Here is a 13,752-nt window from a genome sequence, read left to right on the forward strand (position 1 = left end):
GGTCAGCGCCGCTCCTTGCCCGCATACGGAATCGGCGTGTGCCGTTTCGCGGGCAGGACTGTGCCTGCGCCAGGATCGCTGGTGGACGTTTTGGCGCCGCGGTCAACCCACGCCGTCAGGTCTTCGAGCGCATACACAACGCGGCCGCCCAGCTTCCGGTACGTCGGGCCTGTGCCATAGGTGCGGTGCTTTTCGAGGGTGCGACCGGACAGTCCGAGAAAGCGCGCCGCCTCGGGCGTGCGCAGGTATCGCGGCGGCAAGCCGGCGTTCGGATCGGGCATTTGCGAGGCTCCGTGGTCGTCTGGAGCGCGACCGGGTTCGGTCGCGCGTCGACGGTCACCATGACGGAGTAGGAGTGCTCAGGGGGATGCCGAAGATGGACCGATGGTTTTCGGCACCCCTGCTCTACTCCCTGCGAGATGAGGGATGCCGCCGCGCATCAGAGCCAAGCCGGCTTGCACCAGGCGGATGGTCCGGCTGCGCAGCTCATGGGTTTTCCAGGCGCGTCCAGGGATGCGTTTTCGGCTGAACAACACTTCGGCGATGACGCGCGCCATCCAAGAGCCCATCGAGCGCGCACAGCGCCAAGGCCAATCGTTCGCGTCGCTGCGCCGAAAGCTGATAAAAGGGGGGGCCTGGGGCGCGGCCGATGATAGCGCGCCACACGCCGACGTGAAGCGTGCACGCGGATCTCCGAGGCGTCCGGCTTTACTCAGTAATACATCAGCGATTTAGAGCGTGGCCGGCGCAATCCCACGGTAGTGACGCTGTTCGAACTCGCGATCACATTAGGCCTTAGCCACGTCGATCTCGTGTTGCCTGATGAGGAATTCTGCAAAGAGCGAACCAAGACGCCGAAGCAAAAATGAAAGGACTTCGGCCAGACGCTTATTTCCGGTTGCTCGGCAGTTGCTGCATGGCTTGAACACGAAGCTCCGCCTAGGGTGTAGCCTTCGCCGCCTTCGTCATCGAACAGGTTCGCGTATATCGGCGCGTCGAGGAGGATCGTCAAGCTCGTGTGAGAGGTATTCGCGCGCTTCCTTCGGAGCGCGTTGACCACACTGCGCCTATCTCGCGATTATACTGCGCACCAAATAGCAAGCTTATGAGCCGTTTACCCGGCAATTCTTCTATGAGGACCGGAAATTAGGGCTTCAAGACATGGTCACAATAGGCTACCTAAAGGCGGGCTTTACCATTCCAACACAGCCTCCGCCCGAGGATTGATCAACGAGTGCTAAGCGCTCGGGCCGGCGCTATAATTCACAGGCGTCGACCTCCTCGTCCGGGAATTTCTCAGCGTCCAACTCCAGCCTGTTCTTCGCCTTTTCCAGCTCCCATGTGCTAGCACGTAGTCTGCGAACGGCTCGAGGAGCTGATCTGCGTGTCGATCAACAGCCGCAGCTCGTGCCTGAACTGATACTTGCTAACGGTCATTCGCCTTTCCTCCTATTGCTGGGTTCAGGTACGAGATCCAACTTCTCGAGCTGGCGCGTCGAACAGTTTGGTGAAGGTAAAGAACTGCAAGCTACATTGCGGTTGGTGAAAGAACAGTCAGCGCAAGGCCAACAGTAGCAGAAATCCCGGCCGCAATCAGGCCGCACTCAATTAAAATCGCCCCAGCCTTGTCTCGCCAAATCCGCATAAGAGGAGATGACTTTATTGCAACTCCATGTTCCCGGCTGGCCCTTAGCGAATTCCGTTTGATCGCTCCGCCGCTCTTTCGCTTTGGCGCGCGCAATCTATCAAAAAACGTACCCGATGCTCTCTCATCCGCGGTTAAGAGAAAGCTCAAAATTGGCCCCTGTTAGAAGGTGACCAATGCTGCACAACAGGGACAACGCGACAAGCAAAGCGTAGTGATAGGCCGCAAGTTGAGGCCAAAGTCACCGTCACGGTTGAACATTAGTCCTCATATGCACCGCGCCTCCGACTGAAAATTGAGAGCCCGGTCCCGATGAGCGCAAGGGCGGGGCCGCTCCCCGCCGCCCAAAGCGAGGGATCCACGCTGCTGGGAAACAACGCGCTACTTCAGCGTCGCTCACAGACTCACGAGCGTTCCGACTTTCCGCCCCCGACGCTCTTTACGACGTTGCGTAAGACGATTTCAGAAAGCTGCACAACCTGCCGTTTGAGAAACACAACCAGCTGTGTGAGACGAAGAATTTCTTGCTTGCAGCGCTCTAGCTCGCGCTCTTCGTCTGTCATCGTCGATGCTTCATGGCGGTTCGTACTTTGTCGTCATGGTTCATGTGCCCCCTTCTCCGAAGACGAACCTGTTTCGTTCTGCGAGCTCTTTTTCGAACACGAATTGCGCCGGCTTGCCTTGATTCCCTTCGACAAAGCCCTTCGCCACCAATAGCTCACGGGCATCGCGCACCAAGCCGGGGCTGCCACAGATCATGACGCGGTCATGCTGCGGCTCCAGTTCCGGCAATTCGATATCCGCAAACAGCTTGCCTGAAACGATCAGATCGGTGGCCCGGCCGCGGTTATAGAAGCGATCGCGCGTCACGGTCGGATAATAGATCAGCTGGTAGCGCGCGAAGTCGCCGACCAGTTCGTCGCGCGGCAGTTTTTCCGTGATCATCTCGCCATAGGCGAGCTCGGCGACGCGGCGGCAGCCATGCAGCAGCACGACATTCTCGAATCGCAAATAGGTTTCGGGATCCTTGATCACGCTCAGGAACGGCGCAAGCCCGGTGCCGGTGCCGATCAGATACAGATTGCGCCCGTCCTCGAGATTATCGATGACCAGCGTCCCCGTCGCCTTGCGGCTGACGATGATCTCGTCACCCTCCTTCAGATGCTGCAGACGCGAGGTTAAGGGACCATCCGGTGTCTTGATCGAGAAGAATTCCAACCGGTTCTCGTAATGAGCGCTGGCGAGGCTGTAGGCCCGCAGCAGCGGCTTCTCGTCGACCTTGCGCCCGATCATGGTGAATTCACCGCTACGGAAGCAGAACGACGGATTCCGGGTCGTGGTGAAGCTGAAGAGATTGTCGGTCCAGTGATGGACGCTCAGTACGTTTTCCTGGCTGAACTTGCTCATCTCACCGTCTCGGCGAAATTAAGGCATGATCCAAATCCACGGGCCGCGTTCGCGCAAAGTTTGCACCAATTTTCCGAATGAGCATAATACAAGCACCAGATGAGGCTCTCGATGAAGTAGAGTCGGACCGATAGCTTCACGCCCACAACCGCTTTGGCTTTCATTAGAAGATCGGCCTGTGCCCCTCCTGTAGCGATCAACCCCAGGCGCTGCTGAACCGCCCCGGGTTTGCCGGAGGCCATTTGGTTTAAGTTATGCCGCCATGGCCGGTTGTTCCAGCATGGCGTAGTAGCGTTGCTCGGCTTCGGCCGGCGGGATGTTGCCGATGGGCTCCAGGAGCCGCCGGTTGTTGAACCAGTCCACCCATTCCAGCGTCGCGAACTCGACGGCCTCGAAGCTGCGCCATGGTCCGCGCCGATGGATCACCTCGGCCTTGTAGAGACCGTTGATGGTTTCGGCGAGAGCGTTGTCATAGGAATCTCCGACGCTGCCGACAGAAGGCTCGACGCCAGCTTCAGCCAGGCGTTCGGTGTATTTGATAGAGACGTATTGGCTGCCCCTATCGCTATGATGCACGAGCCCGCCGCGATGGACCGGTCGGCGATCGTGCAGGGCCTGCTCCAGCGCATCGAGCACGAAGCCTGCGTGCGCCGTGCGGGAGGCCCGCCAGCCCACGATCCTGCGGGCATAGGCGTCGATCACAAAGGCGACGTAGACGAAGCCGGTCCAGGTCGCGACATAGGTGAAGTCGGAGAGCCAGAGGACGTTCGGCCTTGGTGCCTTGAACTGGCGATTGACGTGATCCATCGGGCATGGCGCGGCCTTGTCGCTGATCGTGGTCTTGACGGATTTGCCGCGGATGACCCCTTGCAAACCCATGTCCCGCATCAGTCGCGACACCGTGCAACGGGCAACATCGAAGCCTTCGCGCTTGAGCTGCCGCCAGACCTTGCGCACGCCGTAGACGGAGAAGTTTTGATCGAAGACGCGCCGAACCTCGATCTTCAGCGCGGCGTCCAGCCTGGCGCGCGCCGACCGCGTGGCCGGATCGCGCCGCTTCGCGACATGGGCGTGGTAGGTCGAGGGGGCAATCGGCAACACCTTGCAGATCGGCTCGACCCCATGCGCCCCACGATGATCGTCAATGAAGGCGATCATGGCTTGGACCGGCGGTCGAGCTCCGCCATCGCAAAATAGGCGCTTGCCTTGCGCAGGATCTCGTTGGCCTGCCGAAGCTCGCGGTTCTCCCGTTCGAGCGCCTTCAGCTTCTCGGCCGTATCGGTCGGAACGCCGGTCCGCTGCCCGCTATCGACCTCGGCCTTCTTGACCCAGTCATGCAGCGTCTGCGGCGTGCAGCCGATCTTGGCCGCGATTGACGTCACTGCCGCCCAGCGCGACGGGTGCTCGCCGGCGTGATCCAGAACCATCCGAACCGCTCGGGTCCGGACCTCGGGTGAAAACTTGTTCGTTGTCTTGCTCGTCATGGCTCCATCCTCTCAGGAGTTGGAGCCTCCGGCAAACCCGGGGCGGTTCACTGCCCATTCACGTAGATTATCTAATCGCTTTACTCTTCAGCCCGCCGGCATCCCCAGATGAAGTTTTTCCCCAGTTCACGCGGGGCGGTAGGCTGGCTTGCCAGCTCACTCCCCGCCGAGTGGCCGTGCCCACCTCGAGCAGACGCAATGGCAGACTTGGGCGCATTTGCTCCGACAAACACAGTACATAGTGAACAAACAATCCCGTTTCCCACCTGAGTGTGGTGTCTCGGCTTCAGTGGAGCGTTTCGTACAAAATACCTCTTCCATCTCGCCTAGACCTTGCGCTCGGTTGCAAAGCTACTAGAACGGGAACCTCAATGAGGATCGACGCTCCGAGATTCGCCGAGATATCAATCCCCTGAACATGCTTTCTTCGACCGCGCGTGATTGCTCAAGCTGACTATAACAACTCTGTGATGTTACTTAATGCAATGAGGCGCGTGTTCACGGCTAAATCCTGCATCTTGGCCACCTTCTTCGATGGATTTCACGCCGCACCTTGTCCCGAACTTTCCCTACCGCCTGCGGGCCTTGTCATGACGGCACATGCTCGGTCCGATGCAGACAGCCGCGTGCTTTCAGCCTCCACTCAAGCAAGGACCGAAGCGGAAGCACAAGAGGCATGGGCACGGACTTCAAGGTCTGCATCGAGCGGCAGTTCGGCGGAATAGAAGGCCCTGTCCTGAACAAGATCGCAACATCACATCGTGTTTGTCGGGGCATTGTACCGGCAGAAGCGTTCGATGAATGCAAGGATGTGATCGGCGGACTTCCTCCATCGGAACGGTTTGGGATCGACGTTGTGTCGTAAGCGCTTAGCCGCAACCCTATTGAGGCTGGCTTGACGTTTTGCGGAATCACCACGGCATGAGGTCTTCGATGCGGCTATGGGGATGGCCGTCGATGATTGCCTCGAGTGTTTCGGCGATGTAGGCGGCCGGGTTAACGTCGTTGAGCTTGCAGGTGGCGACGATCGAGGCGAGCAAGGCCCAGTTTTCCGCGCCCACTTCATGACCGGCGAAGAGCGCATTTTTTCTGGTCAGGCAGACTGGCCGGATGGCGTTCTCGACCGGGTTCGTGTCAAGCTCGAGGCGCCCGTCTTCGAGGAAGCGGGTCAGCCCTTGCCAGTGATTGAGCGCGTAGCGGATGTCGTCGGCGAGCGTCGAGCCGCTGGAGATCATCGACAACTGTTTCTCGAACCACGGCTTTAACGCGGCGACGAGAGCCAACGAATGCTCCTTGCGTGCGGCCAGCCGAATGTCCGACGATGAGCCGCGCACCATGGCTTCGATAGCGTAAAGCTGTGCGATGTGCCGAATGGCGGCCTCAGCGATCGGCGATTTGCTGTTGCGGGCCAATTTGACAAAACGCCGGCGCAAATGGCTCCAGCAATGCACGAGCGTCCACGACCCCTGTGGTCGGGCGACTTCGGTTAGCCGGTCATAACCGCCATAGGCATCGCATTGCAGGAAGCGTCCGCCAAAGCCGTCCAGGAACTGCTCAGCGAAGGCACCGCTGCGACTGGGGGCATATCGGAACAGCACGATCGGCGGACTTGGGCCGCTGTGGCCGCGGTCATCGGACACGATCGCCCAGAAGTAGCCTTTCTTCGTTTGGCCGCGCCCGGGATCGAGTACCGGCGCCGTGGTTTCGTCCATGAACAGACGATCCGCCATGGCCAGGTGGCGGCGCATGTGGTCCGCCATGGGTTGAAGATGGAAGCAGGCGCGACCGGACCAGTTGCCCAGTGTCGCCCGATCAAGCCGGATGCCCTGACGCGCATAGATCTCGGACTGGCGGTAAAACGGCGTATGGTCACCAAACTTGGAGACGATCACGTGCGCAATCGCCGCTTCGGTCGGCAGTCCACCAGGCACCACGTGCTCCGGTGCGTGCGCCTGCACGACAGGGCCCGAGCAGCGGCGACAGATGTATTTCGGGCGGCGTGTGATCAGCACGCGCCATTGCGCCGGGATCACGTCGAGGCGTTTGCTGACGTCCTCGCCGATCTTCGTCATGGCGCCGCAACCGCACGGACAGAGCGTGCTCGCAGGCTCGATGATCCGTTCCACCCGCGGCAAATGGGCAGGCAAGCAGCCGCGATTGCGATGAGAACCTTGATCCGGCGCGGTCCGCGATCGGCCCTGGATCACAGCCTCGGCTCTCTCCTGCGCCGCGTCCAGGATGCCTTGCGCGATCTCCACGTCTTCCAGCGGCAAGTGATACTGATCTGGCCGCAGCTTCTCGGACGTCGCGCCGAACTTCTCGCGTCGCAATTCCCCGAGAATGACCCAGGCTGTGTGAAAACCTGGTCGATGGTATGATTCTCTTGCTGAATCGGCGGGGGAAGTGATGCAGGGTTTCGTTCAAGCGGCGGATCGCCAGCAGACGACGTTGCTGCCGGAATGCCTCGATGATTGGGTCGACCAGGGCAATTCTATTCGCGCGGTCGATGTGTTCGTGGAGGCGTTGGAACTCCGCGACCTCGGGTTCGATGGCGTTGATCCTGCGGCGACCGGCCGGCCGGCGTACCATCCATCGCCGATGCTCAAGCTTTACATTTACGGCTATCTCAACCGGGTGCAGTCGAGCCGGCGGCTGGAGCGCGAGGCTGGCCGCAATCTCGAGGTGATGTGGCTGACCGGACGGCTCGCGCCCGATCACAAAACCATCGCCGACTTCCGCAAGGATAACGGCGCTGCGATCAAGAAGGTTTGCGCGCAATTCGTCGAGTTGTGCCGCAAGATGGGTCTGCTGACGAAGGCCAGCGTTGCCATCGACGGCAGCAAGTTTAAGGCCGTGAACAGTCGGGACAACAACTTCACGCAAGGCAAGATCCAGCGCCGCCAGAAGCAGATCGAAGAGAGCGTGGCGCGCTACATGAGTCAACTGGACACCGCCGACCGCCAGACTGCGGCAGGAGAAGAGCCGTCGGAAACGCTGCTTCTGACCAAGACGCGACTTAGGGAAAAGCTGGCGAAGCTCGAAGAAGAAGTGAAACGGCTGGCCGCGATTGAAAAGGCATTGCTCGCCTCGCCCGACAAGCAGATATCGCTGACCGATCCCGATTGCCGCTCGATGGCAACGAGCGGGCGCGGCTCCGGCATGGTCGCCTACAACGTACAAAGTGCGGTCGACACCACGAACCATCTGATTGTCGCGCACGAGGTCCACCAACGTCGGCACCGATCGATCGCAGCTGGCGACGATGGCGCAGGCGGCGAAAGCCGCGCTGTGCAGCGATCATTTGGACGTCGTTGCGGATCGGGGCTACTTTAAGGGTGAAGAACTCCTGGCATGCGAACAGGCCGGGGTCGCCGTCACGCTACCCAAGCCGCAAACCTCGGGAGCCAAGTCGGCGGGCCGCTTTGGGAAACCTGACTTTGTCTATTTGGCCAAGGACGATGTCTATCGCTGTCCGGCCGGCGAGAAGCTGGCGCACCACTTCACCGCTGATGAAGATGGCCAAAAAATGCGGATCTACTTGACGAAGGCGTGCCGCACATGCCCGCTCAAGGATCAGTGCACAACGTCCAACGAGCGCCGCATCAGACGCTGGGAACACGAACATGTCGTCGAGGCGGCGCAGAGGCGGCTCGATCAGAACCCGCAAGCCATGCGTGTGCGCCGCGAAACTGTCGAGCATCCGTTCGCCACACTGAAGATGCGGATGGGGGCAACACACTTTCTAATGAAGCGGTTGCCCAATGTCGCGACCGAAATGGCGCTGAACGTACTCGCCTACAACCTCACGCGCGTAATGAACATCGTCGGGATCAAGCCGCTCCTGCTGGCGATCCAGGCGTGAAGAGTTCGTGCTGTTATGCGCATCGTGTGACCGTTCAGGTCGCGCAGCGTGGCCCGAGCTTGCGCTCGGGTTGGCCCCGGACTCGATCAAGCAAAAAATGCTCAGACCGTTGTGTCGACGCGGGTCGTCCCCGGTTGCGTGCTGTTTTTGGGGGGAAGAAAAACGTTTTTACACAGTCTGGACCTCCAGCCGACGTCGCGCTTCCTCCGATGCCGCCAGTGCCCCCTGATGCTCGCTCAAGGCTGCCTGCGTTTGCGCCAAAAGCGCTTTCAGGCGTTCATTTTCGTTGCGCAGCGCCGCAATGCTCATGCGCTATTTCGAGCACATCGTCACTGCGCGTGCCACGTTCAAAATAGCTTCCGAGTCAATCTGCCGCAGTTATCCAGCTGCCTGGGGACGCCGCGCTTCTTCCGGGCGGACCAACCTCCAATCCAGCCCCTCGAACAGGGCTGCGAACATCGCCGGCGATATGCGCATCACGCCGTCTGCGATCGTTGGCCAAACGAACTTGCAACCTTCGAGACGCTTGTGCACCAGCACCAGGCCCGTTCGATCCCAGACCAAAATCTTGATCCGGTCCGCTCGTTTCGATCGGAACACGAAGGCTGCGCCGCTGAACGGGTCGAGGCGAAGCATCTCCTGCACCTTCGTCGCAAGCCCATCATGGCCACAGCGGAAGTCGATCGGCCGCGTCGCGATGTAAATCTTCAGATCGGCACCGGCCGCGATCATCGTGACGCTCGCACTGCGCGGATCACCCGGGACAGCTGCTCGCCATCTATGGCTGTGTCCGTCCGCAGCACGACATCGCCGATCGCGATCTCAAGCTTGATGGCCGGAACGTGACCCGCCTCCAACGCGCTTTCCACGACCAGCGGCGCGAATGTCGACTGCGACGCCTCGCACGGCGCCCACATGCCTCGCTGTCGGAAGCGTCGTCGCCAATCGTAAATCTGCCAGCGCGTCGCTCCGTGCTTGCGCGCTACCTCGGACACCTGGGCACCGGGTAGCAGACTCTCGGCGACGATCCGAGCTCTCTCAGCCTCCGAACGCACGCGGCGTCCCGACGGTCCTTCAAGGACCTCCAGCCGGCTCACCGGCCCTACCGATGAGCCGTCCAAATGGACGTCCTTTTTGCTGTCCAATCCCATCCCAAACCTCCGTCCAGAGCCGGAGGCTTCTTCGCACGTTCATTCGAATTCTGAAGCAAGGGTATCGGCTTCGCGCTTACGTTGTGTCGATCAATAAACGAAGTGATGTCTGCCCGGAGGGCGGCGACGCTGCGCCGCGCCTGATCTTATCCGTGAGGAGAGCGAAGAAGCGCCCGACCTGGTTGAGCCATGCGAGCTGGTCGGGTCAGGTGCACGTGCCAGGGCGGCCTTTTAGCCATCCATCGTTGGATCAGTGCGGGCTTATGCGTGGCGTCCATGACGAGATGGACGTCGAGTTCGCGCGGCACAGCGGCCTCGATCTCGTCGAGGAACTGACGGAATTTGGCAGCACGGTGACCTCCCTAGCACTCGCCGATGGCTCGTCCGGTCGCAGTGTCGAGAGCGGCGAACAGCGATGTGGTGCCATGTCTTCTGTAGTCATGCTTCCTTCGGGCCGGCTGGCCGGGACGCATCGGCAGCATGATGGCTGCGGTCCAGCGCCCGGATTGGGACTTCTCATCCACGCATAGAACGACACCGTGCTCCGGCGGCCAGACGTATAGGCCCACGACGTCGCGCACTTTGGCCATGAAGTTTGGATCGTGGAGAGCCTGAAGGCCTCCGTCCGGTGCGGCTGGAGCCCGAAGACCCGCCAGATACGTTGCACGGTCGACACCGACAGGCCGCTGGCCTTCGCCATACCGCGGGAACTCCGATGGATGGCGTTCTCAGGGCAACTCTCCAATGTCCTCACGATCGCCGCTTCGATGCGGGCATCCTCAACCGTACGCGGCGCCCGGAGCGCGGCTCGTCGTGCAGCCCGTCCACGCGCCGCTCCACAAAACGCCGCCGCCTACCGACGACCCGTCAAGGCCCAGCTTGGCCGCCACTTCCTTGTTCTGACCGCCTTCCGCGCAGGTCAGCACGATCCGCGCTCGCAGCGCCAGCACCAGCGCCGTCTTCCGCCGCGTCGTCAGCGACTTCAGTTCGGCACGAACTTCATCGCTCAATGTCAGGGAGGCAAGTTGCCGGACCTCCATCACATTCTCCGTCCCTGCTACATCCTCCATCTTGGCACAGCGACGCAAATGTAATGCAAATCTACGATTGCAGAGTTGTGGCTCGGGACACTGGCCGCGGCGCCTTTTTGAACCAAAGGTGATGTTGCGCTCCCTGAATGCGCACTACAGCACACCAGCCATTGGGTGCCTGTCTGTTGCTGCCCGATGCAAGATCAGCAGACGGTTGCGCAGCGGCGAGGCAGACGCGCTCCGCACGACTGGCACCAGCATCGGCAAGGCCTCGGTGCCCCAAGAGCAACGTGCCTACAGTGTCGGCAGTGACCACTCATATATGGGTGGCCTCGAAAGGCAATCTGAGAACCGGAGAATTGATCTTTCTCGACTGGCTGGCCGACACGCTGGGTGTTCACTTATGCTGAAGGCTCTGTTCAGCCACCCAGAGGAGCGACGACACCGAAGGACTTCGCCTAAAAGTCCGCAAGCCGGCGAGCCACGTTCCAAGAAGAAATAGCACTGCTGCGTAAGAGCGACTTTATGATCGGTTGTGGCACTGCGAGCTCTAGAACGCGAAATCACGAAAATCGACTGCGCCGATGCAGCGGCAGCGTTGATGTTTTCGACTTTAGGCTCCAAAAGGAACCCGCCCGATCAACTCGGGCGGGGCTTTAGAGCGAGTCTCACTCGCCGTTCTTGCGCGGCCGCGACCAGAGCAGGGTGTACCCCTCGCCGCCTTCGTCATCGAACAAGTTCGCGTAGATCGGTGCGTTGAATGAGGGATCGTCGAGCTTGAGCGAGAGGTAGTCGCGGCCCTCCTCGGAGCGCTTCGACCAGGCTGCTCCGATCTCCGCCCGGCCCACGTAGATGCGGTGGCTGGGCGCGTTGTCGCTGGAGCGGTTGGTTTCGGCGACGATGCGGACGCCCTTGGTCTGAAGGCTCAGGGTGACGATCTCGCCGTGAAACTCGTTACCGACCTTCTTGAACGAACCGATGTTAGCCATGTTACTTCTCCTGTTTGTGTTTCGAGCCCGCGACCACCGCGGCCTCGATGGCGATCTAAAGGCCGAAGACGATCGGCGACGCACCCGCTGGCGGGCCGGAGCGCAGCGGAGGACGCCGTTGGAGCGACTTTCTTGTCTCGCGAGGAATGGGCGCAAGCCCAGGGGAAGAAAGTCGCTCGAACGGCGTTGCGGCTCAGACGATCGAGGCGCAGCCGCTCTTGGGCCAGATCAAGCCATCAAAGAGGCCACGTGCGTCCGCGTGCTGAACCGCAATCTTAAGGAGAAGACTTGGCGAATCTCGGTGTGCTGAGCAAGAGGTCGGTACGGGTCGGCGTAGAAGGAGAAACAATCTGCCGCAAAGGGCGGTATCGTCCCCGCAGAAATGATCGAGCGCGGCGCGCCCCACCGCAGCTATGCGGGCCAGACAGAGATTGGTGGGGCTTGCTTGCAGGCTTCGAGGAGAAACGCGGGTACCTTTCGCTCAAGCTCGACGCCCTCTCGTTCAACCTGGTCTCTGTGCGAGCTTGCTGGACCTGATGGCGACGAAGCCTCATCGCTCGTGCGTGGCGGCTGTAAGAACTGGTCGAGGTGTATTCTCCACCACCCCGGCCGACTCCGACGGGCGGGTCCTCGTGGGAAGGGTCAAACGCGCCCATGCCGTGCCGGCGATGCAAGCCGCACCTGCGCAAGCGAAGGCCTCACGCCAAGCCAGCGAGGGCACCCCGATCTGCGACAGGGCAAACACCAGATGATAGCCGGCGATCGCCGCAGGGAGCGCGAATACGGTTGCGATCGCGACGCGCAAGGTCAAGGACCGACTAACGGCAAGGGCGAGCTGACCAGCGGCAAGCGTCAGCGCGCCAGAAACAATTCCGATAAGCAATGCGCCGAAGACGCCCGCGCCATTACGAAATGCCGACATTCCGACACTGAGTGCGACGAAAAACGGCAAGGCATAGACCGCCAGCGCAAAGATCAGCCAGCAGAACAAACCGATGCCGAGCGTGTTGAGGACAAGCCCAAGAGCGAGCATGGCGGTGGCTCCAATGCACAGACGTATTGGTCGCGCCTCCACCACCACCGCGGCGCGGCTTCGGACGTAAAATCGAAACGAGGCGGAGTTGCGGCGCGCAACTCCATCTTGGTCGTCTTGGAGGCGAGTAGACGGCGCTCATGCGCCGCCGAACTTCCAGACGGGAATACCGAACCGCTTCGCCTTGTCAGCGAGATTGTCCTGAATTCCCGTGCCCGGGAAATGCATGACGCCGATCGGCAGGAGTTCGAGCATCGCATCGTTGCGCTTGAACGGCGCCGCCTTGGCGTGCTTCGTCCAGTCAGGCTTAAAGGCGATCTGTGGCACCTTGCGATTGGTCGCCCATTTGGAGGCGATCAGTTCGGCGCCCTTAGGAGAGCCGCCATGCAGGAGGACCATGTCCGGGTGCTTGGCATGAACCTTGTCGAGGCGATCCCAGATGAGGTTGTGGTCATTGAAGTCGAGCCCGCCGGTGAGTGCGATTTTCGGTCCTGGTGGCAACAAGACCTCGGTCTCGGCGCGGCGTTTGGCGGCAATGAAGTCGCGCGAGTCGATCATTGCCGCGGTGAGCGTGCGGTGATTGACCAATGATCCCGATCGCGGGCGCCAGGATGCGCCGGTGTTGACCTCAAATTGTTCGATGGCCTGGTCGCGGAAGAGTTCCAGGCAGTTGCGGCGTTCGACTAGCGTGAGGCCTTCGGCGGTCAGGCGCTCGAGTTCGACAGATCGCACCTCCGAGCCATTCTGCTCGCGTTGGCTCTTATGCTGCGCTTGTTCGTTGTTATCGAGCTGCCGTTCGACGCGCTCGACGGCACGATGGAACAGGTTGACCGTCGACCAGAGCAGATCGTCAAGGTCCGGCTCAAGCCGCGTTTCGCTCAAGGTCGCGACCAGGGCGTCGAAGATATCGGCGACGGCGCCGCCAATCATATTGCCCTCGGGGAGCGGTCTTGGATCGGGCTGGTCGTCGAAGGGACGATAGCCGAAGAGCTGGAGTTCGGTGATGACGTGGTCGGTTGGAGAAGATGCGTGCGGCGGTTCGATGTCGTCATGGTCGGTCATGGGAAGAGGTCCTTTGCCGGATCGGCCGCGACCATCGCGGCCTTCGTGGCGATCCTCTGACGGCGGGCGGAGAGGGCCAGAACCCGAA

The 13,752-nt window shown here is 60.8% G+C and carries 14 protein-coding genes, 3 pseudogenes and 1 other annotated feature; of the genes and pseudogenes, 2 read left to right on the plus strand and 15 right to left on the minus strand.

Annotation, left to right across the window (positions count from 1 at the left end; translation table 11 throughout):
• Window positions 1-2 precede the first annotated feature (2 nt).
• The 3 genes from IVB23_RS15385 to IVB23_RS39470 form a co-directional block, all read right to left on the minus strand.
• Complete coding sequence (locus IVB23_RS15385) at window positions 3-281, minus strand: helix-turn-helix domain-containing protein (RefSeq protein ID WP_148742779.1); 279 nt, start codon at window positions 279-281, stop codon at window positions 3-5.
• A 78-nt stretch (window positions 282-359) separates the two neighbouring features.
• Complete coding sequence (locus tag IVB23_RS39465; protein ID WP_346659148.1) at window positions 360-569, minus strand: DUF2285 domain-containing protein; 210 nt, start codon at window positions 567-569, stop codon at window positions 360-362.
• Window positions 487-666 (minus strand): DUF2285 domain-containing protein, encoded by a 180-nt coding sequence (locus tag IVB23_RS39470; RefSeq protein ID WP_346659149.1) that lies wholly within the window; start codon window positions 664-666, stop codon window positions 487-489. The genes IVB23_RS39465 and IVB23_RS39470 overlap by 83 nt, the downstream gene beginning before the upstream one ends.
• Before the next feature lie 35 nt (window positions 667-701).
• On the opposite strand from IVB23_RS39470, the pseudogene IVB23_RS15395 reads away from it, so the two are divergent.
• Window positions 702-869 (plus strand): annotated as a pseudogene (locus tag IVB23_RS15395) (helix-turn-helix transcriptional regulator); the annotation flags it as partial.
• A 71-nt stretch (window positions 870-940) separates the two neighbouring features.
• On the opposite strand, the pseudogene IVB23_RS15400 reads toward IVB23_RS15395, so the two are convergent.
• From IVB23_RS15400 to IVB23_RS15415, 4 genes and pseudogenes are all read right to left on the minus strand, one after another.
• Window positions 941-1,074, minus strand: a pseudogene (locus IVB23_RS15400) (DUF736 family protein); the annotation flags it as partial.
• A gap of 1,174 nt (window positions 1,075-2,248) precedes the next feature.
• On the minus strand, window positions 2,249-3,052 hold the full coding sequence (locus IVB23_RS15405) for a ferredoxin--NADP reductase (protein WP_247804082.1): 804 nt from the start codon (window positions 3,050-3,052) through the stop codon (window positions 2,249-2,251).
• A gap of 252 nt (window positions 3,053-3,304) precedes the next feature.
• A protein-coding gene (locus IVB23_RS15410) for an IS3 family transposase (RefSeq protein WP_247800019.1) occupies window positions 3,305-4,536 on the minus strand; the annotation gives its coding sequence in 2 pieces (ribosomal slippage) (window positions 3,305-4,245 and window positions 4,245-4,536; 1,233 coding nt in all).
• Window positions 4,136-4,252 (minus strand) — a sequence feature (AL1L pseudoknot). (Overlaps the previous gene by 117 nt.)
• 911 nt (window positions 4,537-5,447) lie before the next feature.
• Window positions 5,448-6,866, minus strand: a complete 1,419-nt coding sequence (locus IVB23_RS15415; RefSeq protein WP_247804084.1) for an IS66 family transposase — start codon at window positions 6,864-6,866, stop codon at window positions 5,448-5,450.
• 76 nt (window positions 6,867-6,942) lie between these two features.
• On the opposite strand from IVB23_RS15415, the pseudogene IVB23_RS15420 reads away from it, so the two are divergent.
• A pseudogene (locus tag IVB23_RS15420) lies at window positions 6,943-8,398 on the plus strand (IS1182 family transposase).
• Between the two features lie 168 nt (window positions 8,399-8,566).
• Here the strand turns inward: IVB23_RS15420 and IVB23_RS15425 are convergent.
• The 8 genes from IVB23_RS15425 to IVB23_RS15460 form a co-directional block, all read right to left on the minus strand.
• A complete protein-coding gene (locus tag IVB23_RS15425) occupies window positions 8,567-8,707 on the minus strand; it encodes a hypothetical protein (RefSeq protein ID WP_247804086.1) in 141 nt (46 codons plus the stop codon).
• A 69-nt stretch (window positions 8,708-8,776) separates the two neighbouring features.
• Window positions 8,777-9,130 carry an IS66 family insertion sequence element accessory protein TnpB gene (gene tnpB / locus IVB23_RS15430; RefSeq protein WP_247803849.1) on the minus strand — a complete coding sequence of 118 codons (354 nt, stop codon included), beginning with the start codon at window positions 9,128-9,130 and terminating at the stop codon, window positions 8,777-8,779.
• Complete coding sequence (locus tag IVB23_RS15435; RefSeq protein WP_247804088.1) at window positions 9,127-9,549, minus strand: transposase; 423 nt, start codon at window positions 9,547-9,549, stop codon at window positions 9,127-9,129. Before IVB23_RS15435 ends, tnpB begins: the two co-directional genes overlap by 4 nt.
• A gap of 362 nt (window positions 9,550-9,911) precedes the next feature.
• The gene (locus IVB23_RS15440; protein WP_247804089.1) at window positions 9,912-10,139 is read right to left on the minus strand and encodes a hypothetical protein; all 228 of its coding nucleotides are present in this window, start codon (window positions 10,137-10,139) and stop codon (window positions 9,912-9,914) included.
• A 189-nt stretch (window positions 10,140-10,328) separates the two neighbouring features.
• A complete protein-coding gene (locus IVB23_RS15445) occupies window positions 10,329-10,589 on the minus strand; it encodes a hypothetical protein (RefSeq protein WP_247804090.1) in 261 nt (86 codons plus the stop codon).
• Between the two features lie 659 nt (window positions 10,590-11,248).
• Window positions 11,249-11,569 (minus strand): DUF736 domain-containing protein, encoded by a 321-nt coding sequence (locus IVB23_RS15450; protein WP_247278035.1) that lies wholly within the window; start codon window positions 11,567-11,569, stop codon window positions 11,249-11,251.
• 550 nt (window positions 11,570-12,119) lie between these two features.
• Complete coding sequence (locus tag IVB23_RS15455) at window positions 12,120-12,602, minus strand: hypothetical protein (RefSeq protein WP_247804091.1); 483 nt, start codon at window positions 12,600-12,602, stop codon at window positions 12,120-12,122.
• A gap of 138 nt (window positions 12,603-12,740) precedes the next feature.
• Window positions 12,741-13,664, minus strand: a complete 924-nt coding sequence (locus tag IVB23_RS15460; protein WP_247804895.1) for a DUF2493 domain-containing protein — start codon at window positions 13,662-13,664, stop codon at window positions 12,741-12,743.
• Between the last annotated feature and the right edge of the window lie 88 nt (window positions 13,665-13,752).

The organism is Bradyrhizobium sp. 191, assembly GCF_023100985.1.
GTDB classification, from domain to species: domain Bacteria; phylum Pseudomonadota; class Alphaproteobacteria; order Rhizobiales; family Xanthobacteraceae; genus Bradyrhizobium; species Bradyrhizobium diversitatis.

What these genes read in the sequence shown, in the direction of transcription:
- IVB23_RS15385 (WP_148742779.1), bottom strand. Translation starts at nt 281, where the DNA reads ATGCCCGATCCGAACGCCGGCTTGCCGCCGCGATACCTGCGCACGCCC.
- IVB23_RS39465 (WP_346659148.1), bottom strand. Translation starts at nt 569, where the DNA reads ATGGGCTCTTGGATGGCGCGCGTCATCGCCGAAGTGTTGTTCAGCCGA.
- IVB23_RS15405 (WP_247804082.1), bottom strand. Translation starts at nt 3,052, where the DNA reads ATGAGCAAGTTCAGCCAGGAAAACGTACTGAGCGTCCATCACTGGACC.
- IVB23_RS15425 (WP_247804086.1), bottom strand. Translation starts at nt 8,707, where the DNA reads ATGAGCATTGCGGCGCTGCGCAACGAAAATGAACGCCTGAAAGCGCTT.
- tnpB (WP_247803849.1), bottom strand. Translation starts at nt 9,130, where the DNA reads ATGATCGCGGCCGGTGCCGATCTGAAGATTTACATCGCGACGCGGCCG.
- IVB23_RS15435 (WP_247804088.1), bottom strand. Translation starts at nt 9,549, where the DNA reads ATGGGATTGGACAGCAAAAAGGACGTCCATTTGGACGGCTCATCGGTA.
- IVB23_RS15440 (WP_247804089.1), bottom strand. Translation starts at nt 10,139, where the DNA reads ATGGCCAAAGTGCGCGACGTCGTGGGCCTATACGTCTGGCCGCCGGAG.
- IVB23_RS15445 (WP_247804090.1), bottom strand. Translation starts at nt 10,589, where the DNA reads ATGGAGGTCCGGCAACTTGCCTCCCTGACATTGAGCGATGAAGTTCGT.
- IVB23_RS15450 (WP_247278035.1), bottom strand. Translation starts at nt 11,569, where the DNA reads ATGGCTAACATCGGTTCGTTCAAGAAGGTCGGTAACGAGTTTCACGGC.
- IVB23_RS15455 (WP_247804091.1), bottom strand. Translation starts at nt 12,602, where the DNA reads ATGCTCGCTCTTGGGCTTGTCCTCAACACGCTCGGCATCGGTTTGTTC.
- IVB23_RS15460 (WP_247804895.1), bottom strand. Translation starts at nt 13,664, where the DNA reads ATGACCGACCATGACGACATCGAACCGCCGCACGCATCTTCTCCAACC.